The organism is Fuerstiella marisgermanici, assembly GCF_001983935.1.
In the GTDB taxonomy this organism is placed as follows: Bacteria; Planctomycetota; Planctomycetia; order Planctomycetales; family Planctomycetaceae; genus Fuerstiella; species Fuerstiella marisgermanici.
The window spans coordinates 587,459-611,798 of record NZ_CP017641.1 but is presented as its reverse complement, the minus strand read 5'-3'; the positions used below and the strand labels follow the sequence as shown (position 1 = coordinate 611,798).

Annotated in this window: 20 protein-coding genes; 11 read left to right on the top strand and 9 right to left on the bottom strand. The window is 56.4% G+C overall.

Translation table 11 applies throughout. The annotated features are described in order from the left end of the window. Window positions 1-82 precede the first annotated feature (82 nt). The 3 genes from Fuma_RS02210 to Fuma_RS02200 all read left to right on the top strand — a co-directional run bounded on the left by Fuma_RS02210 (window position 83) and on the right by Fuma_RS02200 (window position 6,009). A complete protein-coding gene (locus Fuma_RS02210) occupies window positions 83-2,380 on the top strand; it encodes a BatA domain-containing protein (RefSeq protein ID WP_077022691.1) in 2,298 nt (765 codons plus the stop codon). Next, window positions 2,377-4,905: a hypothetical protein gene (locus tag Fuma_RS02205; RefSeq protein WP_077022690.1), complete on the top strand. Its 2,529-nt coding sequence runs from the start codon at window positions 2,377-2,379 to the stop codon at window positions 4,903-4,905. Before Fuma_RS02210 ends, Fuma_RS02205 begins: the two co-directional genes overlap by 4 nt. A 108-nt stretch (window positions 4,906-5,013) precedes the next feature. Next, window positions 5,014-6,009, top strand: coding sequence for a potassium channel family protein (locus tag Fuma_RS02200; RefSeq protein WP_077022689.1), 996 nt, complete (start codon window positions 5,014-5,016; stop codon window positions 6,007-6,009). 68 nt (window positions 6,010-6,077) lie between these two features. Here Fuma_RS02200 and Fuma_RS02195 read toward each other — a convergent pair whose 3' ends face one another. The 7 genes from Fuma_RS02195 to hisD form a co-directional block, all read right to left on the bottom strand. Further along, on the bottom strand, window positions 6,078-7,484 hold the full coding sequence (locus tag Fuma_RS02195; protein WP_083731736.1) for a hypothetical protein: 1,407 nt from the start codon (window positions 7,482-7,484) through the stop codon (window positions 6,078-6,080). A 247-nt stretch (window positions 7,485-7,731) separates the two neighbouring features. Beyond that, on the bottom strand, window positions 7,732-8,844 hold the full coding sequence (locus Fuma_RS02190; RefSeq protein WP_077022688.1) for a serine hydrolase domain-containing protein: 1,113 nt from the start codon (window positions 8,842-8,844) through the stop codon (window positions 7,732-7,734). 96 nt (window positions 8,845-8,940) lie between these two features. Beyond that, complete coding sequence (locus Fuma_RS02185) at window positions 8,941-9,510, bottom strand: LptM family lipoprotein (RefSeq protein ID WP_077022687.1); 570 nt, start codon at window positions 9,508-9,510, stop codon at window positions 8,941-8,943. Window positions 9,511-9,792: 282 nt separating this feature from the next. Further along, window positions 9,793-10,677 carry a DUF6263 family protein gene (locus tag Fuma_RS02180; protein ID WP_077022686.1) on the bottom strand — a complete coding sequence of 295 codons (885 nt, stop codon included), beginning with the start codon at window positions 10,675-10,677 and terminating at the stop codon, window positions 9,793-9,795. A 236-nt stretch (window positions 10,678-10,913) separates the two neighbouring features. Next, complete coding sequence (locus tag Fuma_RS02175) at window positions 10,914-11,366, bottom strand: RbsD/FucU family protein (RefSeq protein WP_077022685.1); 453 nt, start codon at window positions 11,364-11,366, stop codon at window positions 10,914-10,916. A 49-nt stretch (window positions 11,367-11,415) separates the two neighbouring features. Next, on the bottom strand, window positions 11,416-12,234 hold the full coding sequence (locus Fuma_RS02170) for a sugar phosphate isomerase/epimerase family protein (RefSeq protein WP_077022684.1): 819 nt from the start codon (window positions 12,232-12,234) through the stop codon (window positions 11,416-11,418). 19 nt (window positions 12,235-12,253) lie between these two features. Beyond that, window positions 12,254-13,639, bottom strand: a complete 1,386-nt coding sequence (gene hisD, locus Fuma_RS02165; RefSeq protein ID WP_077022683.1) for a histidinol dehydrogenase — start codon at window positions 13,637-13,639, stop codon at window positions 12,254-12,256. A 206-nt stretch (window positions 13,640-13,845) separates the two neighbouring features. Between hisD and Fuma_RS02160 the strand changes: the two genes are divergently transcribed. The 4 genes from Fuma_RS02160 to Fuma_RS02145 all read left to right on the top strand — a co-directional run bounded on the left by Fuma_RS02160 (window position 13,846) and on the right by Fuma_RS02145 (window position 16,874). Continuing rightward, window positions 13,846-14,919, top strand: coding sequence for a threonine aldolase family protein (locus Fuma_RS02160; protein ID WP_077022682.1), 1,074 nt, complete (start codon window positions 13,846-13,848; stop codon window positions 14,917-14,919). Window positions 14,920-14,958: 39 nt separating this feature from the next. Then, window positions 14,959-15,786, top strand: coding sequence for a hypothetical protein (locus tag Fuma_RS02155; RefSeq protein WP_145943917.1), 828 nt, complete (start codon window positions 14,959-14,961; stop codon window positions 15,784-15,786). Window positions 15,787-15,936: 150 nt separating this feature from the next. Beyond that, complete coding sequence (locus tag Fuma_RS02150; RefSeq protein WP_077022680.1) at window positions 15,937-16,209, top strand: hypothetical protein; 273 nt, start codon at window positions 15,937-15,939, stop codon at window positions 16,207-16,209. A gap of 164 nt (window positions 16,210-16,373) precedes the next feature. Beyond that, complete coding sequence (locus tag Fuma_RS02145; protein WP_077022679.1) at window positions 16,374-16,874, top strand: Fur family transcriptional regulator; 501 nt, start codon at window positions 16,374-16,376, stop codon at window positions 16,872-16,874. Between the two features lie 24 nt (window positions 16,875-16,898). Here the strand turns inward: Fuma_RS02145 and Fuma_RS02140 are convergent, their stop codons facing one another. Beyond that, complete coding sequence (locus Fuma_RS02140; RefSeq protein ID WP_077022678.1) at window positions 16,899-17,897, bottom strand: prepilin peptidase; 999 nt, start codon at window positions 17,895-17,897, stop codon at window positions 16,899-16,901. Window positions 17,898-18,109: 212 nt separating this feature from the next. On the opposite strand from Fuma_RS02140, the gene glnD reads away from it, so the two are divergent. Beyond that, complete coding sequence (glnD, locus tag Fuma_RS02135; protein ID WP_077022677.1) at window positions 18,110-20,818, top strand: [protein-PII] uridylyltransferase; 2,709 nt, start codon at window positions 18,110-18,112, stop codon at window positions 20,816-20,818. A 143-nt stretch (window positions 20,819-20,961) separates the two neighbouring features. Next, a complete protein-coding gene (locus Fuma_RS02130) occupies window positions 20,962-21,348 on the top strand; it encodes a VOC family protein (RefSeq protein ID WP_077022676.1) in 387 nt (128 codons plus the stop codon). A 147-nt stretch (window positions 21,349-21,495) separates the two neighbouring features. On the opposite strand, the gene Fuma_RS02125 is transcribed toward Fuma_RS02130, so the two are convergent. Beyond that, window positions 21,496-22,617: a 3-oxoacyl-ACP synthase III family protein gene (locus Fuma_RS02125; RefSeq protein WP_229360831.1), complete on the bottom strand. Its 1,122-nt coding sequence runs from the start codon at window positions 22,615-22,617 to the stop codon at window positions 21,496-21,498. A gap of 394 nt (window positions 22,618-23,011) precedes the next feature. Here Fuma_RS02125 and Fuma_RS02120 point away from each other — a divergent pair, with 394 nt between their 5' ends. Both Fuma_RS02120 and tpx read left to right on the top strand, forming a co-directional pair. Then, window positions 23,012-23,560: a hypothetical protein gene (locus tag Fuma_RS02120; protein ID WP_077022675.1), complete on the top strand. Its 549-nt coding sequence runs from the start codon at window positions 23,012-23,014 to the stop codon at window positions 23,558-23,560. 136 nt (window positions 23,561-23,696) lie between these two features. After that, window positions 23,697-24,215, top strand: a complete 519-nt coding sequence (gene tpx / locus Fuma_RS02115; RefSeq protein ID WP_077022674.1) for a thiol peroxidase — start codon at window positions 23,697-23,699, stop codon at window positions 24,213-24,215. Window positions 24,216-24,340 lie beyond the last annotated feature (125 nt).

The following is a 24,340-nucleotide window of genomic DNA, read 5'->3' as shown; positions in this document are numbered from 1 at the left end:
AGGGTTTCAGGTTGGGGGAAATCGCCCCGCGGCCTGTCCCTTTGTCTTCCCCGAAACCCGAACCCCTGAAACCTGAAACCTCATGAGCTGGCTCTCGCAGTTTTTCCTGAACCCCGCCTTCGTGCTGCCGGGTGCTGCGCTGGCTTCTGTGCCGATCATTATTCACCTGCTTAGCCGTCTGCGCTACAAGAAGGTGAAATTTGCGGCGATGGAGTTTCTGCTGCAAAGCGATGAACTCAACCGCCGCCGCCTGATCATCGAGCAACTCCTCCTCCTGTTTCTGCGAGTCCTCGCGGTGCTGCTGATTGTCTTCCTGCTGGCTCGACTGGTGTTGGATCCGTCACGATTAATGCTGCTACGCGGCGCGACGACTCACCACGTATTGATTCTGGATGATACGCTGTCGATGCGTCAGAAGTCGGACAACGAAACGGTCTTTCAGCAGGCCTTGGCCACGTTGGAAAAGATGGTGTCACAAGGCAGCAGTGGATCGGGTTCGCTGCGAGCCACCGTGATCACGATGACGCAGCCGGACCGGCCTCTGGTCACTGACCGAGCCCTCGACAACGCTTTGATACAGGAACTGATTCCGCGTCTGAGGAACCTCACGTGTTCGTACACGTCCGCATCGCCCGCTCCGGCGTTGGCGGCTGCTGAAAACATCCTTTCCGGCGATGGCGGCGTGGCACCTCAGGTCCACGTTTTGACAGACCTGCGAAAAGCTGACTGGTCCGGGCAACCGGAAGTCACTGCCGCGTTAAAATCGCTGGATGCAATCGATGCGCAAGTCAGCCTGATCCAGGTAGCGCGGGATGCCGCCGACAACGTGGTGCTGTCCGGCATGACGTCAGAAACTTTAGCTGTCGCGGTGGGCGTTCCCTGGCGAGTTCAACTCACGTTTCGCAATCATGCCGAACAGAAATCCAGCGGTCTTCGAGCCGCCGTTTATGTCGATGGCAACTCGCTGCCCGTCAAGGTGCTGCTGCCAGACATCGAACCGGGTGAAGAAGCCGCCATCGATCACGACATCACTTTCAATGCGGCCGGTCATCGTGAAGTCGAAGTTCGCCTGGAAGAAGACGCTCTGGACGAAGACAACTCGCGATTTCTGGTCGTTGATGTCACTGACAAGCGGTCTATTTTGGTCGTCGACGACGAAGCTCGGCAGGAAGATGCCGGCTACGTGTCGACCGCGCTAAGTGCGGATCCTCAGCTGACGGGCCTGGCCGCCGACGTGCGACGATCGGACGTGCTGACGTCGGAAGACCTTAGCGGCTACGACTGCATTTACCTTCTGAACATTCGCGAACTGCCCGCCGACGCGACTCAGTTGTTGGCGAAGTACGTCAGCAATGGCGGTGGCATCGCGTGGTTCCCGGACGACCAGGCCAACAGCACATGGTACAATACGACGCTGCGAAGTGCTGACGTCAATCTGTTTCCTGTGCCGCTTGGCACGGTGGCAGCCATTCCGAAACCAGTGCAGGGCGAAGAACCGCAGTTCCAGCATCCGGTCTTCGAACAGCATCCGGTCTTTGCGATCTACAACATCCCCGACAGCCCGTTTGCCGATGCATTGCAGGTGTCGCAGTGGTTTCAGGTGCAGGATGCCACAACGGCCGACAGTGGCGGCTCCGATGCACCAGCGGGAAGAAAGAACTACGAAGTACTCGCTCGATTGAAGAACGGCGATCCAATCATTTTCGAACACAGCGTCGGTACCGGTCGAATCATCACGTTCCTGACCACTGCCGGACGCCGCTGGACCAACTGGCCGATCGCGCCGGCGGCTCCTGGATACGTGGTGACTCACCTGCTGCTGCATCAGTACCTGCAGAAGCCAACAGAATCAGTGCAGATCCGAGAATTGGGCGACGCGCTGAAGCTGGAATGGCCGGTCAGCGAATTCACAGAATCGATCGAAGTGTTCCTGCCATTTGCCGATGAAGAAACAGCAGCAAACTCCTTCCTGCGATTACAGGCGACACCCGTGTCGGCAGCAGAGGCTTCTGACGGCGCCGATGAATCATCATCAGAAGCTGCGGAAGAGCGGCTGGCCGTTTCGATTCCTCAGGCCGACCGACCAGGCGTGTATCGCGTCAAGCGGTTTCAGCTGGAGGGAGAAAGCAAAGAAACCTGGCTGGCATTAAGCGTGCCTGCTTCAGAAAGCAATCTCGCAATCGCCGATGCCAGCGATGTCGAAACTCAAGTGGAAAGTGGACATGTCCGAGTCATCACGGCCGACGTGGCCGACGAACTTTCCGCCAGTGACGCGGGACGAGAAATGAGGTGGCTGTTGCTGGGCCTGCTGGTCTTCGCACTGATTGGCGAGCAGTTGCTGTCGTTGCGAATGAGTTTTCACCCGGAGGTGAAGTCATGAGCATTCGCCATCTGCTAAGCGTGGCTCAAACAGAAACGGAATCCTTCCGTACGCTGGAATTCGACCTGCCGGACTCCTCCGCATCGATCCTGCTGCTGTTGGCAGCACTCGTCGCAGTGTTCGGGCTGACCACGTGGACGTCGCTGCGAGATTCACGGTTCTTAAAGACGCCGTGGCGAGTCGCACTCTTGACGTTGCGAACGCTGGTGCTGCTGCTGATTTTGTTTGTCCTGCTGAATCCTCGCCAGCGAACCCAGACAACGCAAATCCAGAAGTCACGGGTCGGCATACTTGTCGACACCTCGCTGTCGATGGCCTATCCCGCATCTGACGAAGCAAAGGATGAAGGCGAAGAAGCCGCCGAAACGCGAGCTCAGGCGGTACAGGCGGCGCTGATTGATTCGGGACTTGTTGAAGAACTTAGCAAAACGCACGCCGTGTCCGTCTACAGTTTTGCATCATCACTAAACGGCCCGCAAGCGACGGTCTCCGAACAGGAAACATCATTTGTTGTCGGCGATTCCAACAAGTCCAACGACGGCAAAAACGCAGCTGACTCAACGGAGAACGATGTCGTAAGAGTCGACCTCGCGGACACTGGCGAACGGTCTCCTGCAGAAACCAAATTGCGCTGGCAACAGATTCTGCAACCGGCTGGAGCGGAGACGCGACTGGGTGAGACGTTGCATCAACTCATCGGCCAAATGTCGGGGCGAACGCTGTCTGGCATCGTGGTCGTCACAGATGGTCGAGCCAACGCGGGGCTCGACACCGAACAGGCTCGGCTTCGCGCGGAACGCAGCGACACAAAATTGATATCGATAGGCGTCGGCACTACGCGACCTCAACGGAATCTGTGGCTGGCTGGTATGCAGTCGCCGTCCGACGTGCACCGCGGCGACCCGTTCGACATCTCCGTCGTTTTGCAGGGCAGCGGCCTGGCCGAACAGGGCGGCACCGTGAAATTGTTTCAGCAGTCCTCCGGCAGCGACGGCAAGGACCGTAAGCAGGTGGCCGAAGAAGCGTTTCGTTTTCCTGAAGAGGAAGTCCCGACCGAAGTGGAATTCCAGCAACAGCTAAACGTGCCAGGCAAGTACGAATACGTCGCTGTTGCGGAATTGAAGGACGGAGAGATCACCGAACTGACACTGGACGACAATCAACGCCGCCGCGAAATCGAGGTCACTGATCGCAAACAGAAGGTGCTGATCATTTCCAGCGGGCCCATGCGAGACTACCGCTTCGTCCGCAATATGCTGTTCCGGCACAGCGGTATCGAATCAGATGTGTGGCTGCAGAGTATTGCCTCAGAGAACATCGGCTTCGTTTCTCAGGAGGCCGAAAAGGTACTGACCGCGTTTCCAAAAACAGAAGCCGAGTTATTCGAGTACGATGTGATTGTCGCGTTCGACGCCAACTGGGGATTACTTTCGCCTCAACAGCAGAAGTTTTTGAACCGCTGGGTGGAAGAACATTCCGGAGGCATCGTGTTTGTCGCTGGCGAATTGTTCACGCCGGAACTGGCTCGGGACGCGGAGAAACTTCGCGAAATCGCCGTGCTGTATCCTGTTGTGCTTAACCGCGTGCTGCCGGAATTGCGTGTGACTCAGCGAGCCGACAAGTCGTGGCCTGTGCTGCTGACACCGGAAGGCCGCACGACGGAATTCCTCAAGATCGCAGACGCCACCGGGAAATCGGACGTCGATTTGTGGAAGACGTTCGAAGGTATCTACCGATCATATCCCGTGAAAGCGTTGCGAGACGGAGCCGTCGTGCTGGCCGAATACGGCAACCCTCGTGCTCGCACGCAGACCGGCCAACCACCGTTTCTGGCGACTCAGTTCTACGGCAAAGGTCGAACGATGTTTGTGTCGTCCGCCGAAACGTGGCGGCTAAGATCCATTAGTGCAGAAGGCCATCAGCGGTTCTGGACGGGCATGATTCGCGACGTTGGCCAGGGACGTCGCAGCCGAGGTCGCAGTCGTGGTCTGCTGCTTTTGGACCGTACCGAAGTGTCGCCCGGCCAAACAGTCACCATTCGGGCCCAGCTATATGATGCTCGGCTTCAGCCACTGCAACGCGAATCCATCGCCGTTTCGATTATCGATTCTGATGGCCGTCCCGCCAGTGTGCCCGATCAGCTTCGAGGTGACCCGCGTCGCCCCGGTCAGTTTGTGAATACATTCCGACCAACTCGCCAGGGAGCTTACCGAGTCACGGTGCCAGTTCCGGAATCCAGTGACGTACTTCAGGCCAGCATTGAAGTTGTCCTGCCGAATCTGGAATCCGAAAACCCGTCGCAGGACGTTCAGTTACTCACAAAGCTAACCGAGAACACGGGCGGCCAGTACCTCACCCTTGCCGAAGCGGCCACTCAACTATCCGACCTGCTTCCCGACCGCAGCGAACCGGTTGTGATTGATGAACAATTGAAAACGCTGTGGGACCGCGACTGGCTGATGTACCTTGCAATTGGCCTGCTGGGGCTGGAATGGGCATTACGACGAGTCGTGCGATTGTCGTAGGCAAGTCGCCGCGATGGTCGTGGCTTTCCATATGCACATCATGAAAGCTTCTGGAACGGCCGCGAAATCGGAAGAGGTTTGAACTCGGCGGATTCGTGAGAGCACCTAATGCGGCGACTGATCCAAATTCCATTTCTGATTTTTGCAATACTGCTGTCCGGTGCGGCAGGGTTGCATCTGTTGACCGGGCAGTCGTTATTAAGGTGCTTCTATCAGGCCTTCATTTTACTGTCGACGGTTGGGTCACAGGAACCAGAACCGTTGGACGACAGTACGATGGCGTTTGTCATCGTGTATCTGGCCTGCGGACTGGGCGTGTTTGCCTACAGCGGTTTTCAATTTGGGCAGATTCTGGTTAACGCAGACCTTCGAATGCTTCTGGAGCGGCGGCGAATGGAAAAGAAGATTCAAAAGCTTACCAATCACTTCATCATCTGTGGTTTCGGGCGAATGGGGCGGGAGCTTTGCACCTACCTGCGCGACCGCCGTCAGCCATTTGTGGTCATTGATGAAAACGAAGATCTGTTCACCACAGAAATGCAGCAGCAGGGCTGGCTGTACCTGATTGGCGACGCAACCCAGGACGAAGTCTTAAGCCAGGCCGGCATCGACCGTGCTCGTGCTTTGACGACGGTCCTGCCGACCGATGCCGACAACCTCTACGCGGTGTTGTCAGCGCGGCTGCTATCCCAGGATCTGCAAATTGTTGCTCGAGCCAGCGACGACCGAGCGGCCCAGAAGTTCACTCAGGCAGGTGCCACACGCGTCATCAACCCGTTGTCATCCGGCGCGATTCGGATGGCTCGCTTTATGCTTTCGCCCAGCATCGAAAACTTTGTGGAAGTCGCCGAGAGCGAAGGTGTCGACTGGGAAATTGCCGATGTCCAGGTGCCGGATGATTCGCCATTGGTGAATCAGAAACTGCGCGACACAACGCTGCGTGAATCGGGCATCATGCTACTGGGCGTTCGCCGCAGTACGGGAGAAAAGCACTTCCCGCCGCCCGGTGACATCACGATTCACGCGGGCGACAGTCTGTTTGCGTTCGGCAGTTCCGACGATCTCGGACGACTCGGAAAGTTGATTGCCAGCAGGCAGGCGTGACAAAAGAAAGGGAAACGGGTGTGAGGAGCCGCAAGCAACGACTCACTCAACTCGCTTCCCACGTTCACTCAGGCACGAGCCAACAGTTCTTTGATTCCGCCGGTCAGCATGTCGTCAATCACGGGCTTGCACCAGGCCACGTCCACGGCATAGCCGCCTTGCGGATAGCATTCAGCCTTCGGAATGTACCACGGACCTCCATCGCCATAAGCCGCACATGCGACAAAGCGATCCGGGGCCGCAGCCTGAGCGCCCAACTGGTATTCGACAAAGCTTTCGGACGGCAAGTGCACAAGCGATGCATCGTTAACGTGCAGTGAACTAAGCGTGATCGGCAGCTTTTCGGCCGCTCGGCGGATATACGCAACCGTGTAAGACGGTCTGTTGCGACTGACAACCCGCTGCTTGCTGTCGGAAATCTGCTTCATCAATTGGTCCTCGTCATATCGTTCCAGATCCGCAGGAGGCATGATGTCGTGAGCTTCCCACGAAATCGAGTTGATCGGCTGCGGCTTCAGCTGCTCTTCCGAACCAACGATGCCGTCCAGAATTCGCTTCGTTAACACGGGACGCATCTCTTTGGAACCGTCGTTGTACTTGCCCGCTCCGATGTTGCCACCGCAACCGTTAAAGTACATGTGAACGCAATCCGGTTCCTGCTTCTGCCGTTCTTTGCGAGCAAGCCCGCAGAAGTCTGCACTGACTCGGCCGTCGCCGTAGTAGCTCATCGGATGACACGCATAATAGTGGCTGGCGGCAATTTTGCGGTCGTTGTTGTAGAACGCCACAGTCTTTAACATGGGGTCAATCAGGCCCTCCGGCAGACGTTGATGTTCTGCACTTTTTGAACTGCTACCGCGTTGCGACGCCACTTTGCCGTCCGGTCCCAAAATACGACGGTTACCGGCCACCTTTTCAACCTTCGCTTCGCCGGTGGCGACGTGAGTGACGGGTTGAGTTTCTTTCATGGCTTTGCCGACAGCCGCCCGGCCTGCGTCCAGGCATTTTCGGAAAAAGTCGAGTTCTACAATGTGAGGCAAGTCGCCCTGATCGAGGATAATCTGTTCGGCATCGACGCAGGCAAACGGAGCGTTGTGCTGATGAACGCAATGCACGGCGACTCGGTCGATGCTCGTTCCCGCCCCATCGGCCAGTGCCTGCCGCCACTGCACGTGAGCGGTGTTCAGAATGCCTGTCCAGTCGACAACGCACACGACGATTGGTTTGCCGGCACCGACGATGACATAACCGATCGCTTCCAGCGGATCATCCACCGCGACCACTGGCTTGATCCACCCACCGCACAAAGAATGCCCCATTGGCGGTGTCACGTTAAAGCGGAACGTGCCAATTCGCAGGTTGCCTGCCGACTGATTCGCGACAGCACCTGCTGGCAGCATTCCAGCCGCAATCGACGCGGCTGAGGTTCCAAGGAAGAGTCGGCGGCTGATATCGCTTTGTGTGTGCTGAGGCATAATTGAATCTTTCTTTTGAACGCGCGATTGCTTTCGCCGTTGGGGAAGTTCGAAGGCAAAGCCGCGATCAGGGTGGGATCGATATGGGGAGGTGGGAGTCCGCGAAGTCAAAATTTGACTCCGCAACCGGAGCCCTATTTTGCGCCGCGAAGAAACATTCGTCCAGCTACCAAACCGACAGGGCAGCCGAGTGAAATTTTTTTCTTCATAAGGCTGCCTTCGAACGCGATGGCGTTGGTGGCTTCATTTACCGCTGCTTGGCGAGTCCCAGATCCTGATAGACTGCTTCATTGATGGCTCGGTTGCGGCGTTGGTGTTGGCCCTCGCCACAGAAGCCGTTGGCCGCCCATGCAACCACGAGTTTGGCATCCGGATCACAAAAGCCCATCGCACATTGAGCTCCGCCGTGCCCGAAGGTTCGTTCAGAACAATACTGCCCGAATCCGTAAGGCACCGTCGCGTGGCCGTGGTGATTGGAATCGATGATCAGGCCAAGGCCAAAATCAACTGCATGTTGAAACGTGGTGTCGTGCGTGTCCGTGCGATGTCGCGACGTCATGCTGGCAACGGTCGCAGGCTGCAGATAATGCCCTCCGTCTGCCACTTTGCCGTCGTGCAGCAGCATTTCGTAAAACCGCCCGAGTTCTCGCACGGGACCTCGCATGTTTCCGCCGGGGGAAGGCTGAGTCAACCACGGCGGCGTTCCGTAATCGCTGTGAACCAGCCGACCCTTTTCGCGGACGTAGAAATCCGGAAGTCGCTCCTGAATTTCTGGAAGCAGCGATTCCGGCAGACCACACCAGGCCTCACGAATCCCAATCGCCTGTAGTACGTCGTCCGCGACGATATCCTGAAACTTTCGCTGCGCCGCATCCGTGCGTTGCAGAATTTCGCCCAGCAAGAACCAGGTACTTTGCGGCTGATAAGCCCCGTCATCAGTCAAGCTCCCCACATGCGTTACCTGACGTTCGATGCGAGCAACAATGTCGTCCCAGCCAGCAGTCGGCCAATGTGTGTCGATTAGCGGGATGCCGGACGTGTGAGTCAGGATCTGCTGAATGGTGACATCGCCGAGTACGCTGTGGGCGGCTTCCGGCAGGTACTCACTTAACGGAGAATCCAGTGAGAGATCGCCCTGTTCCCACAATCGACATATCGCAGCAGCTGTGATTGGCTTTCCCGCCGACCGCCACAGCATTATGGTTTCGGACGACATCGCTCGGTCTGCAGTAGCCATGCCGATGGCGTCATTAACGACCGGCTGTCCGTTCAGGCTTACATACACCTGAACACCGGTGTGCATCTGCCGTTCGATTCCATTCTGAATCGCGGCCGTTGTTTCGGGCAGGTCTTGGAGCATGGAATCCTGCAAGTTAGTTGAACTCCTGCCATGGCCTGGATGTTTCCCAGGCGTCACGAAATTGCGGCAGCGGGAACCACGACCACGTTGGTCGCGTCACACGGGCAGACCACGTTCCGTACGAATCCGATGCACTTCAGCCAGCACGGCTTCGACAACATTCGCATTCTTCGAGATTGCAACGAACTGTGAAAAATTCACGATCAGGTTGATGATGCAAGTCCCAATCGCAGTGAAGAAATGAATCTGAGCACTCGTCATCCCCAGCGTTCCATCAAGCGATGCAGGAGTGGCCGGGTCAGCGACGGCGCCCAACGCGGCCGTTGCGACCAGAAGCAGCATGCATAGCGTCGAACCGGGCAAAGTACCGTATTTGATTTTCTGATTCTGCTTGTGGAATGAGGCGTCCAGCGAATACGCATTGCTGGTTTCTTCGATCCAGCGTCCCGTGCCCATAAAGTACGTCAGGCTGATGGCGTGTACCAGAAACGCAAACACAAGTGCTCCTACGCCCACGAGCATATGAGTACTAATTTGCGACTGCGTTTCGGGATTGAGTTCGTCGGAATCGGGAAAGTACAGCCCACCGATGTTCAGTCCCAACACGACGGCGGTGATCAGGAACGCGGTGGCGATAAGCGCCAGTGTCAGAAAAATGCGTTTCACGGATGCAGTCGTTTTTGAGTGAATATTCGAAGCAAAGGAAGTACCACGTTCAACGGCCTCAATAAGCCACCGTGCGAACGGGGATTCAGTACGGCGTCACAGCCACGGGTTAGCAACGTTCATGATAGGCTCGAAGATGTCTGTACACAAAAAACGAGCCGCAGTTCCTTTCGCTGAGAAAGAGACTGCGGCTGGCTGGAATATGGCGAAGTCTGGCGGTGGCCAGACCTTACCTGCCCTGGCATTTCAGAATGCGGCGACGCTGAGTTTTTTGTCGCTTATCTACTGTGCCAGGGTCATTGACGTGACGTTGCGAATAGTCTGAGGAAGTTTTTGTCCGCTTTGTTCGACCGTCATTTTCAGGGTCAAGTCAAGCTGAGTCTGGACAACTCGGCCTCTGGCAATATCAAAAATGATTCGCCCGCGCCCGTTCGATTCGTCGAGGCTCATTTTCGTCGGAGCTCCGTCGCGTGGGGAGATGTTGACAGTCGGCACGAAATCGATGACCGCGTTTCCGTTGGCGTCTTTCTGCACGAAGTTCATTGAGGACACAATTGTCATGGTGCCGAACGGCATCTGAACTTCCTGTTCGCTTTTCCACTTGCTGCCAGGCCCCACAGGCTGCGTCGGCAGCATTACCGCCGACTGCTTCATCATGTCTTTCAGCATGCTTTCTGTCAGAGCTCCCTGCTTGCCGGCTTCTGACTGTCGAACGGCCTCCAACAGTTGTTCGGGCACAGTGACGTTGTCGACCTGTCCCGTTGGTTTCATGGTCACCTGAAACTTCTGGCCGACAATGTTGCCAAACACTGTCCCCAACTGTTTGACAATAGGATTCGTCGGAGCTTCTTTCGTCGCTGTGTCGAATTCGATTTCGCCAGCTGGTCCTCCAACCATCTGCAGGCGAACTCGATTGAAGATCTGATTCAGCACTGTGTCACCGCTGGCCGCCACACTTTGAATGTCCCACGACATGTCGATCGTCTGGTTGAATTTGGAATTCACTTCCTGTTCACCAAACTTCATGGATGTATTCATGTTTTGCACGACGGTGTATTCCAGGTGGTCACCGGAACGAAACTTCCAGCGAAGCTGTTCCTGGGCCGACGTGGTATTCAGAAGCGTGCAGCAAAGCAGTGGCAGCAGAGCAACAAGGCGGAATGACATACTTAGCTCCATGGCGGCATATTCATCAGCCGCCTGACTTAGGTTCGATGGCCCGCGTGGACGTCCGTTGGCCGCACCCCGACTTATCGAGGGCCGCGATGGCACGGAGCGAGAATGGCTTGTGGAACCTCTCCACAAAACAAAACCGGCGACTGTTTCCCAAAGGAACAAGCCGCCGGTCGCAGTGTAGTACAGATTGGCAAAACGGCTCAAAGCCAGTTTCCGCCCTGAAAGCCCTATTCTCCCGCCTGACGCACGCCCACGGTGAGCAACAGGTTTGCCCAGAGCGCCTGGTCGCCCGTTTGTATCGTCAGCACGTGATCGCGGGAGGCGACAGCGTCGTAGAAGTCCCAACGTTCAATGGGTTTGAGTTCTACCGTTGATTTGGCTGCTGCCAGGATTCCTCGATACGCGTCCCACGCGGGCGGATCGGTGTCGAGTTTGTACGGATCGTCGTCCGGCATGCCCATCGTATTGACGGCTTCGATGGGAATCGCCGTCAGCAGTACCTTCAATACCTGCGACACGGTCACAAGGCCAGGCGCGAGATTCAGGCTGACCAGTTTCGCACCGGAACCGATCGCTGATGAGGCCGGGTAGTTGCCATCCGCGATCAAAATCCTGGAACTGTGTCCCGCTTGAGCGATGATGGCCGAAATTTCGGGGTGAATAAGTTCGGATTTTAGCATGGGTGAAACTTATAGATGAAAGGGCTCTGGCGGTATTGCGGAGTGGCGGTTACGAACGGAAAACGGCTTTGAACGTTTCGATCGTCTGCCGAGCCGTCTCAACAGAATCCGGAATCGGAAACGCTTCGGCACAGCAATAGCCGTCATAGCCGATGTCGGCCAAAGCCTTCGCAATCGGTGCGTAGTCCATGTGCCCTCGACCGGCGGCCTGCCGATTGGAATCAACAAAGTGAACGTGACCGATGTGCTTGCCGCCATCGCGTAAGCCATCGGCGATGTTGGCTTCTTCGATGTTCATGTGAAACAGGTCTGCCAGCAGTTTGACGTTGTCAGTCGTCAGTGGAGCCAGCAACTCCACGCCTTCTTTCATCGTGGTCGCCAGATTCGTTTCGTAGCGGTTTAGTGGCTCATAAATCAGCGGCACACCCAAACTGGCGGCGTGAGCACCAAGTTCGTTCAAGCTGTCTCGCAAATAGCCGAGTGCCGTTTCTTTGTCGGTCATGTCGTCCCAACGCCCCTGCATCGATCCGATGATTGCTGGTGCCTTGAAGGGAGCTCCAGCGTCGATGATGCCTCGAATAAAATCACGCGCCTGTTCGCGGCGACCGGAGTCGGCATCGCAAAGATGCAGACCATGCTTGACCATACCTGCACCGGTACCAACCGCGGCCAGGTTCAACTTGTGCTGCTGCAGAAGTTCGTCCAGTGGTTGAGCCGTAATGGCATCAGCGGACGGTGCAAACAGCTCAACCGCGTCGAAGCCAAGTTCGGCAGCTTTCTCGCAGGCTGCCGGAACGTCATCGTGAAAGACGAAGGGACCTTTGCGAGCTTCTTCAACAATACTGATCGTGACAGCAGATTTAATCATGGGAGACAGTTTACGGTTTTCAGTTTTCTGTGGAATTCAGGCGAATGTCGACGCTGGCACTGTGAGCGGTCAGTCCCTCTTTTTCCGCGATGAGTCGTACGGATTTGGCATCGCCTTCAAGAGCTGCCTGATCATAACAAATTACAGAACTGCGTTTCATAAAGTCGGTCGATGCCAATCCGTTGGCAAAGCGAGCCGTGCCACCGGTGGGCAGTACGTGCGATGGTCCGGCAATGTAATCGCCAAGAGCGACCGGTGTGAAATGGCCCATAAAAATGGCGCCGGCATTCTGAATTTTCGACAGCATCGATTCCGCATCGTCCATTGAAATGTGCAGATGCTCAGGAGCCAACCGGTCCGTCAATTCGGCCGCCTCGTCAGCGTTGCGAGCCAGGATCAGCGCGCCGTAGTCTTCCAGGCACCGCCCCGCGAGGTCGCCACGCTGAAGTTTCGCAAGCTGCGTTTGCAATGCCGCTCGCACCTGTTCGATCAGTGGTTGATGCCAGGTGATCAGCACTCCGGAACCCGGACTGTGTTCGGCTTGCGAAATTAAGTCCGCCGCAATGAAGTCTGGTCGAGCCGTCTCATCAGCCAGCACGATGACCTCACTTGGACCGGCGATGCTGTCGATGTCGACGTCGCCGAACACACGTTGCTTAGCCAGCGCCACGAACAGATTTCCCGGACCAACAATCTTGTCGACGCGATCAATCCCGTCCACACCGTAAGCCATTGCCGCAACGGCCTGGGCCCCGCCAACGCGATAGACTTCTGTGATCCCAATTTCGTGGCACGTGGCCAGCATGTCGTCGTTGTATCCGCCAAAATCCGTCGGCGGAACAACGATTGCGATCTCCGGCACGCCCGCAGTTTTCGCAGGCACTGCGGTCATTAGCACGGTGGAAGGATACGCCGCCGCGCCGCCTGGCACGCAGATGCCCACTCGCTTCATCGGCAGATGTCGTTGCCGCAATTCGACCGTGCCGCCGTTCAGGCTGCGAGTCACCTTTGCGTCGACGGGCAGAACGGCTGCCTGAAACTCGGTGACGTTGTCACGGATGCGACGGACCGTCTGCAGAAATTCGGGGGATACGGCTTTGGTGGCGGCTTCGAATTCTTCCGGTCGGACGCGAATTGTGCCTGGCGTTAATTGCTTGCCGTCCAGTCGAGCCGTGTAGTCCAGGACGGCGTCGAGTCCCTTTTCACGCACGTCTTCACAAATGCGTTGCACCACTTCGCGCGGGCTGAGTGCTTCGCCGAAGAGTTCGATCGTGCGTTGGCGACCGGCTTCAGACACCACGTCCCCGCGCGGGCTAAGCTTGTCTCGCAGTTGCTGAAACAACTCGGTCGCGCTGCCCTGGCGGCAGTCGATGAAGGGGATGTTGAGTGTGGTGGTTTCGGTCATCTTGTCGAAAGTACCCGGTTTCCTGTTGGGCTGGCGATTTCAGATTGAACCGCCGTGGCCGCAAAATTGCAGTCTCGAACCTTCGATTTTCGTGGGAATTGATCTGTTTCCCGTCACGGACTGTCGCATTGTCCCATCGCTGAGTATTTTTCCTGCGAACGAACCCAATACAATTGCGGCCCCTGGCAGCTCACCGGAACCTCACCATGATCGATTTACGCAGCGATACAGTCACCAAACCGACGCTCGAAATGAAGCGAGCCATGTTTGACGCGGAAGTGGGTGACGACATGACAGGGGACGACCCAACTGTCAATCGGCTGGAAGCCATGGTCGCAGACCTGCTGGGCAAAGAAGCCGCAGTCTTCGCGTGCTCGGGCACTCAAAGCAATCAAATGGGTGTCCGAGTCCATTGCGTGCCCGGCGACGAACTGCTGATCAATTCGACAGGCCACATCGGCATCTTCGAAACCGGTGCGCCGGCGGCACTTAGCGGCGTCACGGTTCGGCAAATCGATGCGCCGAAAGGCATGCTGAGTGTCGACGATCTGGCTGACAAACCTCGACACGATGATCAGCATTATTGCCGCACACGGCTGGTCTGCCTTGAAAACACGACCAACATTGCGGGCGGTTTCGTGTACCCCCTTCAGCAGATGCAACAGGTATCAGACTGGGCTCAGTCGCAAAACCTAAAGATGCATCTGGATGGCGCGAGGTTCTTCAATGCATGTGTCGCAGGTAACTATTCACCGGCCGACATGGCCGCCTGCTTCGACACCATTTCAATCTGCTTCAGCAAGGGACTCGGCTGCCCGATGGGTTCCATTCTGGCTGGGTCAGCGGACCAGATCCGCCTGGCCCGCCGGGCTCGAAAAATGTTCGGTGGCGCTCTGCGACAGGCCGGAATCGTCGCGGCAGCAGCAATTTACGCTTTAGAAAGTCATGTGGACCGTCTTGCCGAAGATCACGATAATGCCAAACAGATGGCGACACTGCTGGCCGAAGTCGATGGCATTCATGCAGACGCCGATCTTACAGAATCGAATTTGGTGTTCTTCGAAGTAGACGCAGAATTGGGAACAGCCGTGCAATTGGCGGCCGCGTTAAAGCAGCGAGGCGTGCAAATTGGCCCGATGGGTGGCCAGAAAATGCGTGCGGCAACTCATTTGGATGTGTCTCAGGATGACGTTGTTGCAGCCGTCGCCGCGATCAGAGATTGCATCGCGGCAGGTTTTTCAGAACAGCAGTTGGTTGGCAGCGGACCGTATTCGCAATAGGTTGGCGGGACCTCGTACAGCCATAACGGAGGATGAGTGATGACAAACCGCATGCTGATTCTCCCGCTGATTACCTTCGCACTGCTTCACAGCAAAACGCTGATCGCCGACGAAATCACCGTCGGCCCAAAAACGGAAACGCCGCTTTCGGCTCAGGCGACCGAATTCCTGCGAGGCATGGCGTTGGTCATGCTGCCGGACACCTACACCGATGATGACGACTGGGGCAAAGAGAAGCGGATTCAATCAGGCCTAAACATCGAACGTGATGGCTTGAAGATTCACACATCGCGTCGCTGGAAGAATGTCAATCATGGGACATGGCAACGCGTAGATGCAAAGCTGATCGATCCCGAGAAGCACTTCCAACTTTCCGTATCGCTGCTGCCTCGAGAAGAACAAAGCGTTCCGCGATATCGCATTCGTTCGTCAATGCGGTTAAACGCCACGGGACGGCAACAGGGCTGGAGTCTGGGTGCGAAGTTGTACAGCGTCAGCGCCGAAACGTGGGCGGACGTGTCTGTCGTCGTAGACGTTCAGTTTCGCACCCAGTTGACGAAAACTGATGACGGCAAAAACAAGCTACGAGTTCTGCCGCACGTTGAGCGAACTCGAGTGCGGTTGGAGGATTTCAGTCTGCGGCGCATCAGTAATGCCAAAGGGAGTGCCGTTCGGGAATATGGCAACATCTGGGAAGGCATTCTTCGTCGAGCGGTCCGGAAAAAAGGCGACAAACTGGCCAGCAAATTGAATCGCAAAGTCGAGAAGAAGCCGGAGCGATTCGAGGTTCCGGCGGGGATTCTGGCCATTTTCGCGCACCAGCCGACGAATTTGGCAGATGTCGAGGCGGAAGCAAAGTCTGATTAGGCAATTAGTTGCGTCGCCCGGCAGGCGATTGACTGGCGACAGGGTGCGAATTGGCGGCTTTTAAGTAGACGACCCCGCATAGCTGTCCTACGATTGCGGGCACCGCTGCATTCCGAAGCCCACCGGCCCTTCGCGAATTGAGCCTCCATCATGAGAACTTCGTCCGATCGATCGAAACTCGCAGAATCGATGCTTCACACCATGCCAGAGCGTGAAACCGACGATCCGTCTGAGGACGATGCGGCCGGAAAAAACCTCGAAGCAGACGGGCTCTCTGAAGAAGAAGTTCAGGCGCTGCGGCAGGAAAAATTGAAGACAATTCGTGCTGCAATCGATGCTGGTGTCTACGATTCAGATGATTTGCTGGAAAAAGCAATGAATCGAATGCGTGAAGCGATCAAAGACGAGAATGACACGGCCTAGTCGGCTATCATACGTCAGCAAACAGTCACTAACTGTCAGCACGTACGCGCGCTGATGTCGTAGACGCAGTTCATATTGAGTCGAGTTTTCAGAGCAACCCACGGAAGTGTCTTCGTGCGTCAGCTCAACTTTGGGTCAAGGGCCTTGCCCTTGTTGTGAGGTACATGGTGGGCAAGCTCGTTCCCAAACAAGTTGCGGTAACTCCCGTCGAAAAGTTCAGAGAATTTCTGGTCACACGCGGCATGCGTCTGACTCATGAACGCGACACAATCGTGCGCGAAATTTTTTCAGACCATGATCATTTCGACTGCGAAGACATCGCGTCACGCCTGGACAAACCGCAGGACGGTAACCGAGTGAGTCGGGCCACCGTTTACAGAACGGTCACGCAGCTCGAAGAAGCCGGCCTCATTCGCAAGGTCGCTCGCGCGAATGATCGGGAAGTCTACGAGCATGACTACGGCTACCCTCAACACGATCACTTCATCTGCCAGAAGTGCGATAAACTGATCGAGTTTCGCAATGAGGACATTTCGGCGATTCTGGATAAAGTATCCCTGGAAATGGGCTTTCGCATGACGGGACACCGCCTGGAAGCTCACGGCATCTGTTCTGAATGCGCCAAGCCTCCGTCGCGAAGGCATCGCAAGCTGGACATGATCTAAGCCCCCCCTAACAACACCGCACTGCTACTTCCGCATCCTGTCGGCCGGCAGCCTGCGAAAAACCTGCAGGCCAAGCAGCATGATTGTTAATGCGGCAAGCGACCCGACAATCATGCCCACGATCGTTGGCCAGTGACTGAAGATGTCTCGCAGCATCCAATAGTCGGCCCACAGCCAACGCCAGCTGCAAATCACGATCAAAGCTGACGCAGCCAGGTACGGGCCATAAGCGATAAAGCTGCGCCCCGTGGTTAAGCGGACTGTGATTCCGATGACGACTCCCACCAGCGGCGCAATTGCCAGCACGCACAGCGTCGGTTGCCAGCCGATAAACGAACCGATCAACGCCATCAACGTGACGTCGCCAAACCCCAGAGCCGGTTGACCAAGAAGCCAGTGCGACAGCGTTCGTACCAGCCACGTCAGCGACGCACCGCACGCCAGCCCGGCCAGACTCCATGCAAGACCGTGTAAGTGCTGATGGTTTTTCATCCAGTCTGGCAAATATGGTCCGCTGGTCGTCACCAATGCCTCATCCCAGTTCACCCAAATGTGAATCATCTGCAATTCACCCGTAGCAAACGCGCTGACGACGCCAATGAAAATGCCGACATACACGACTTCGTCGGGGACAACATAATCCAGCAGGTCGGTGAGCGTGGCCACCCAAAGCAGGAAAATAAGCGTCAGATGAAATGGCAGCCGACTGGCCCACAAAGGCGAATCCGGGCGTACTTCATGAACTGCCTGGCAATTCACATCCAACAGCAGCCATCCAAACAAAGCGAACGTAGGCGCCAATGCGAAGGTTGAGCCCAGTGGCCAGAAGATCGTACTCGCTTTCCCGCACTTGCAGCGATATGGCCGCAAACGCACCCAGCGTTGAAACCGAGAAACCTTTGCATGGCAGGCGCTGCATTCTAAAAGCCCGCCGGAATTCATGTCCCACAAAAGCACGGCTGCCCAGCCAGCCGCAAGCCGTCCAAGAATTCCGCCAATGATCGCGAGGGCAATCAGATTCATGCTCAATTTTCTGGCAAAATGCCTGCGAAGTATGCGATGTATTGAGTAGGGGGTCTATAACCGATTCGAAAACTGCGTAGCCACAGGTTTTCGAATAGGTTCTCACCATCCGCCCTGTGTTTCCAATGAGGACGCCGATAAACTGGCAATCCGCGAAGCTTCCGGCTTCGTCTGACTTTTGCAGATCGCATTTTCTAACGTCTGAGTACCCTGTGAGCGACACATCGACCGTAGAACTTGACTGTTCCAACATTCAGGCACGACGTGAATTTTTAAAGAAGCTGCGAACCGAAGTCGCCGCTCGACACGCTGCCGGCGAGGCTGGAATTGATATCTGCAATTGGTACTCGGACCAGTTGGACGAACTGCTGCGTTTGATGATGGGCGTTCATCTGACGTCTTCGGGTATCGTAGAAGGCGCGCAGTTTTCCGTTATCTGCGTGGGCGGCAACGGTCGGCGACGACCGGCTCCGTATTCGGACATCGATCTGCTGCTGGTTGCGTCGGCTCGCATGGCCTCGTCATTCGAACCGATTCTGTCAGCGTTTGTGCGAGACTGCTGGGACACCGGCTTTCAGCTCGGTCACAGCATCAGAACTCCCAATGATGTCGTTCAGTTCGCGAAACAGGATGTGCCGTTCGCAACTTCGCTGGTCGATATGCGTTACCTGATGGGCGACCGGACCCTGTTCGATTCTGTGTATGAGCTGGTTCAGAAAAAGGTCTTTCGCGACCCGGTCGATCGTTTTGTCGACGCCTGCGTGGCTGCTCGACGAGAAGACTGGCTGGCTCGCGGCAATTCCGTCAATCAGCTTGAACCGGACATCAAACGCTCACCCGGTGGGCTACGTGATCTGCATTTGCTTCGCTGGGTCGCGTTCGCTCAATTCGGTGATTCCGATCCATCGACACTGCTGGAACATTCTGCCATCCGAACTCAGGAACTGGCGGCCCTAAGTCAGGCCGACGAGTTTCTGACGTCGCTGCGGCTGGATCTGCATTGTCGCGCCGGATTGAAACAGGATGTCCTGACTCGTGACCTCCAACTGGAGATCGTCCGCAGTCGCGGTGAAACGAATTCCGACAAACGCAAAGCGGTCGAAATTTTCATGCAGGAATATTTCCTGCGGACGTCACAAGTTGCTGAGATCGCTCGCCGAGTGACCGAGACCGAGCAGCGTCCGACTCTGTTTGGGCGGCTGAAAAACGTAATCGTGTCGGCGCGAGTTCCGGACGGGCTGACGATTCTTGACGGCGTGTTAAGTGCTTCTGATGAATTCGCCGCACAGATGAAAAAGACGCCGGACACTGTGATGGATGTCTTCGAAGCGGCCGCGGAACAGCAAGTGGTTCTGTCGGCTGACCTGCGACGAATCATCGGCAAACTGGCCAGTCGTCTACCGGCTGAACCGTCGAGAAAATCCTGCAGTCAGTTTCGAACGATTCTTAGATCTGCCAGTGGCCTGCCGCTCACGTTGCGAGCCATGTTCGAAACCAATGTGCTGGACTGGTTGATCCCGGCCATCGGTGAGATCCGTTGTCTGATGCAGTTCAACCACTACCACAGCTTCACGGTTGACGAACATACGCTAAAGACCATTGATGAGGTCGTCAAATTTGTCGACGACGATTCCGCTTTGGGGACGGCCTACAACAGCGTGCGGCACAAAGCGACATTGCACACGGCGTTGATCCTGCACGATATCGGCAAAGGCCGTGACGGAGATCACAGCCTCATCGGTGAACAGATTGCAGAAGACGTCGCCCTGCGATTGCAGACACCGGAAAACAAAAAGCGGATGATGATGTTTCTCGTCCGCTATCATCTGACCATGCCGGATCTCGCGTTTCGCCGCGACGTCACCGACCAGGCTCTGCTAGTCGATTTCGCTCGACTGGTCGGCGCCCCGGAACTGCTGCGAATGCTGTACGTGTTGAGTGCTGCCGACATCAAGGCCGTGGGCCCCGATGTCTGGACGGACTGGAAGGGCGAATTGCTGGCTGATCTGTACAACCGCACGATGCTGATCTTAAGCGGTCGCCCCATCAATCACCTGGAACGCGAACGCCTGCAGCTGGTCCGCGAACACGTTCGGTCTTCGATCGTGCCTGTCCGTGCTCCGGATACCGACAGCGTTGTCACAGACATCATCGTCGAAGAAAAAGAAGCGTTTCCCGAATGGATTGACCGTCAGCTGGACGCTCTGCCACCGTTTTACCTGATGACGGAATCCCCCGATCGCATTGCTCGCGACTTGGACGTCATTCAGCAGCTGGGCCGGGACGAAGTGAAGATCGAAGGTGCGTACGATCCGGAAATGGACACCGTGACCTTTCGCATTTTCGCGGGTGGAGATCACGAAGCCAACAGCTTTCATCGCGTGGCAGGCGTGCTTTCGGGCCTGAGGATGGACATCCATTCTGTGCAAACCTGCACCACTGCGGGCTCAACTTTAATCGCGTCGTTTCTGGTTAGCGATAACGACTTTATCGGCAAGGTAGCAGAACATCGCATCAAAGAAGTGTGCGACACGTTGTCGGATGTACTGACCGGACGCACGACGGTGGACCACGTGTTCCGGCGCAGTGGCCTGTTTCGCCTGACTCGCAAAGTGCACGCGCTGGCTCCTGTCGACCCGCGTGTGTCCGTCGACAACGACTGTTCAGAACACTACACGGTCATCGATGTGTTCGCTCAGGACAGCCCCGGCCTTCTGTATACGCTGGCACTGACACTTCACCAACACGGCCTGTCAGTCGAACTGGCACGCATCGCCACGAATGTTGACCAGGTGGTCGACGTGTTCTACGTGGCTGATCAAAACGGCTGCAAACTGGAATCAGAAGAGAAAATCGAAGAACTAAAAGCGGCGATGATGCAGGAGTTATGGGACCTGCGACGAGACTGGGAGAGCGGTTAAAAACACCTACAGCGTTTCGCGCTGACTTGCGGCCGCGGAAATCGTTTCTTGCCCTACGTGGGCCGGTTCCTACGAGCCATAACCGTCCACAACAAAACGTAAATTGCTCTAAAGCAACTTCTTTGGAACTCTAAGTTACATCTATGAAAATCGAACACACGGCCTTCAACGTCGAAGAACCTGTCCTGATGGCTCGCTGGTATGTCGAACATCTGGGGCTGCAAATCCGCCGTCGCACAACAGACGCTCCGTATGCCCATTTTTTGGCCGACGATAGCGGTACCGTCATGATTGAAATCTACGGCAACCGCGATGCGCCTTTACCGGATTACCGCAATATGAATCCGGCCGAATTGCACCTCGCATTCGTATCCACGGATGTCGCTGCCGATACCGCTCGCCTGGTCAAAGCCGGTGCAACGATCGTCGCTGACATTCATCAACTGGGCGATGATACATTTGCCATGCTGCGCGACCCGTGGGGACTTCCGCTGCAACTTGTGAAACGAGCGACGCCGATGATCGGCTGATAGCCGCTTCCGCTGGTTGGACCGCGGCGATCTGCAGTGGGACTGTTAGAGTTCCAGCGATTCCACTGCAGATAGGGGTTTCTGGCGCAATTTACCACGTCCCGAATGAACGAAGGCCGAACGCAGCCCGCTTCGCGCAGTTTCAGCTTACCAGCGGAAGAGGCCGGTGCCCCATGTGAGTCCTGCGCCGAAGCCGCACATCAGGACAAGATCGCCGGGGTTGATGTTGCCTTGTTCGACAGCTTCGTCCAATGCCAGCGGGATGGACGCTGCAGACGTGTTGCCGACGCGATCCAGATTGTTGAACACCTTTTCGGGAGGAATGTTCAACACCTTCATCGCGTGATCGATGATGCGGATATTCGCCTGGTGCAGCACGAACAGCTTGACGTCGTCGACGCAAACATCCGCTTTCCGCATCACCGTTTCTATGGAATCCGTCACTGCCTGAATGGCCCACTTAAACACGTTGCGACCGTCCATCTTCAGAAAGTGCTGCCCCGCCGCGACGGATTCAGCCGTGATTGGACGACTGGTCCCGCCAACCGGGCGATCCAACATGCCGCCTCCGGCACCGTCGGCTCCCAGTTGATAACAGACTAATCCCTGGTCGGCCGAACCGGCCTCCAGCAACACAGCGCCAGCACCGTCGCCAAACAACGGTGCGGTGCCTTTGTCGGAGGGTTCTACGATTCGGCTATTGATGTCCGCACCGATCACCAGAGCCAGCTTGGAATTTCCGGTGGCGACAAACTGAGCCCCCGTGGCAAGTGCGTACATAAAGCCGGAACACGCCGCCTGCAGGTCCACGGCCGGTGCGTCCAGGCCCAGCTTCTGCTGCACAAGGCACGCGGTGGACGGACAGGTGTAATCGGGCGTAAACGTCCCAATCAGCAGAAGGTCAATGTCAGCCGGATCGACGTCGGCTTTCTCAATGGCTTTGCGAGCCGCTCGCACAGCCAGGTCGCTGGTGCCTTCATCGTCGGCCGCATAGCGACGCTGTTTGATCCCGGTTCGCCGTTCGATCCAGCCAGGTTCGAAGCCGTAGGCTGTTTCCAGTTCGGAATTGTCGACGATGCGGTCCGGAACGCAGGAACCGATCGAGCGAATCCCGATATGCATCAATTTATTCGTCCGGTCAGACCGGCGAAACAGTAGGCGTTGGCCGTCGGATGGCTTCTTGTTCGTCACGCGAGAATTTGTAATGGCAGCAGCCTCCATCGCAACATCAAGAGCGGTTTCAGGGGCGACGGAGTTGTGGGAAGGCATGGGGGAACTCGAAACGAACGCGGGCGGTCGGGATTCGGCCCGCAGTTTAACGACGCATCTCACAGTTGTGAACCTTAACGTCGATGAGTGTCCGTAGACGCACGCGATTCAGTGTTTTCATTGACATGTCTTGTAATTCCGGTCCGGCAAACTGTGTCGATTGCCTCTGCAATTGTCGATCGGGTAAGCACGAGGTTTGCTGGTACAGCAAGCTGTGGAGCCGGACAGCCCGCTAAATCGCTACCGTCGCTCTGATCAACGCGGGTTGGCCCCTCACTAACACGACGACCAATACTTTCTGCAGGCCTGTCTCAGGCAAGGACGATCCTTAGTGGTGAAGGAGGGCGAACGGATTGTCGTGCTCCATTGCCGAAATTTTGCGGAGAGAAGCAGGATGCGTTCACTCACACCGCCCGCTGTTTTTGTTGTTGCGATTCTCGCCCTGGTAAGCCGTGGGTCGGCTGACGAACCTCGAGTTCCCGGCGATGAGACCACTGCGAATACAACAACCGCCGTGTCGGCGACGAATCCAACGCGTCTGGCAAGTGTGCACCCCGACCACATCCACCCGCCGCATGGGATGCCGCCGCAGTTTGAATCGCACTCTGTCCATCCGGACCAAATCAACGGTTTCGACCAATATCGGCAAACGGCCGACATCGGGTCGCCAGCTTCACCGGGCTACGGATTCAAACATTTTCCGTCGCCTATGCATGCGTTCACACGCTGGCATCGACCGCGAGCGGCAACCCTGACCGCCTGGCAGCGCTGTGCCCCACAGCAGTTCCGCCCACGTGGCTACGGCGACCTGTTCGCTCGGCCATGTGATCCGTTCCGCATGGATTACACGCCGCACACGCTACACGACGGGCATTCCAAGTACGGCCCCGCCTATCTGCTGCGAGCACCAGACCAGCGTTGCGAAAAATGCGACCATCACTAAGCTGAATAACCTGAACAAAAGACTTCGATTTCAAATCGGACGGCCTTCACGGCGTGGTTGCATCCCCACTGGGAAAAGCCATACTACGCGCCGAAACAAGAAGTCAGCAGTCCGAATTTGAAACCGGAGAATCTTGATGTCTGAAGTACGAAGTGGAGCGGTTACGCTCAAAGGTAACCCCGTTGATCTGGCCGGTGCCGCCCTCACTGTCGGCAGTGCCGCTCCTGATTTTTCACTGCAGGATAACGGGCTGGCAGAAGTCACTTTGGCCAGCAGCGCCGGAAAAACTCGAGTGATCGCCACCGTGCCATCGCTGGACACCGCCACCTGCCACGAAGAAACTCGCAAGTTCAACGTCGCCGCCGGCGAACTAAGCGACGTGGAAGTGCTGGTTGTCAGTATGGACCTGCCATTCGGCCAAAAGCGTTGGTGTGGTGCGGAAGGTGTCGAAAACGTCAAAACGCTTAGCGCTCATCGCTGCTCGAAGTTCGGCGAAGATTACGGAGTGCTCATCAAAGGCGGCCCACTCGACCGCTGCCTCGCTCGCGCCGTATTCGTTGTCGGTGGCGACGGAAATCTGAAGCACGTCGAATACGTTTCAGAAATCGCTGAGCATCCCAACTACGACGCTGCACTGGCTGCTGCGAAGTCGTAACGGATTGGCTGAACGCCCTGAAACCGCTTTTCTGAAGGTAACCCCTCCCGCAATTTGTTGCCGGGAGGGGCAATCGAACGAAGCGATTTCGGGGCACGGCTTCTGTGTAGAAGTCGCTTGCCACG

Bases quoted from the DNA above. Each gene is read 5' to 3' on its own strand.
- Fuma_RS02155 (WP_145943917.1), top strand. From the start codon at position 14,959: ATGACAAACCGCATGCTGATTCTCCCGCTGATTACCTTCGCACTGCTT.
- Fuma_RS02195 (WP_083731736.1), bottom strand. From the start codon at position 7,484: ATGCCTCAGCACACACAAAGCGATATCAGCCGCCGACTCTTCCTTGGA.
- Fuma_RS02120 (WP_077022675.1), top strand. From the start codon at position 23,012: ATGCGTTCACTCACACCGCCCGCTGTTTTTGTTGTTGCGATTCTCGCC.
- Fuma_RS02210 (WP_077022691.1), top strand. From the start codon at position 83: ATGAGCTGGCTCTCGCAGTTTTTCCTGAACCCCGCCTTCGTGCTGCCG.
- Fuma_RS02200 (WP_077022689.1), top strand. From the start codon at position 5,014: ATGCGGCGACTGATCCAAATTCCATTTCTGATTTTTGCAATACTGCTG.
- Fuma_RS02190 (WP_077022688.1), bottom strand. From the start codon at position 8,844: ATGCTCCAAGACCTGCCCGAAACAACGGCCGCGATTCAGAATGGAATC.
- Fuma_RS02140 (WP_077022678.1), bottom strand. From the start codon at position 17,897: ATGAATCTGATTGCCCTCGCGATCATTGGCGGAATTCTTGGACGGCTT.
- Fuma_RS02145 (WP_077022679.1), top strand. From the start codon at position 16,374: ATGGTGGGCAAGCTCGTTCCCAAACAAGTTGCGGTAACTCCCGTCGAA.
- Fuma_RS02150 (WP_077022680.1), top strand. From the start codon at position 15,937: ATGAGAACTTCGTCCGATCGATCGAAACTCGCAGAATCGATGCTTCAC.
- Fuma_RS02175 (WP_077022685.1), bottom strand. From the start codon at position 11,366: ATGCTAAAATCCGAACTTATTCACCCCGAAATTTCGGCCATCATCGCT.
- hisD (WP_077022683.1), bottom strand. From the start codon at position 13,639: ATGACCGAAACCACCACACTCAACATCCCCTTCATCGACTGCCGCCAG.
- Fuma_RS02170 (WP_077022684.1), bottom strand. From the start codon at position 12,234: ATGATTAAATCTGCTGTCACGATCAGTATTGTTGAAGAAGCTCGCAAA.
- Fuma_RS02160 (WP_077022682.1), top strand. From the start codon at position 13,846: ATGATCGATTTACGCAGCGATACAGTCACCAAACCGACGCTCGAAATG.
- Fuma_RS02180 (WP_077022686.1), bottom strand. From the start codon at position 10,677: ATGTCATTCCGCCTTGTTGCTCTGCTGCCACTGCTTTGCTGCACGCTT.
- Fuma_RS02205 (WP_077022690.1), top strand. From the start codon at position 2,377: ATGAGCATTCGCCATCTGCTAAGCGTGGCTCAAACAGAAACGGAATCC.
- Fuma_RS02130 (WP_077022676.1), top strand. From the start codon at position 20,962: ATGAAAATCGAACACACGGCCTTCAACGTCGAAGAACCTGTCCTGATG.
- Fuma_RS02125 (WP_229360831.1), bottom strand. From the start codon at position 22,617: ATGCCTTCCCACAACTCCGTCGCCCCTGAAACCGCTCTTGATGTTGCG.
- tpx (WP_077022674.1), top strand. From the start codon at position 23,697: ATGTCTGAAGTACGAAGTGGAGCGGTTACGCTCAAAGGTAACCCCGTT.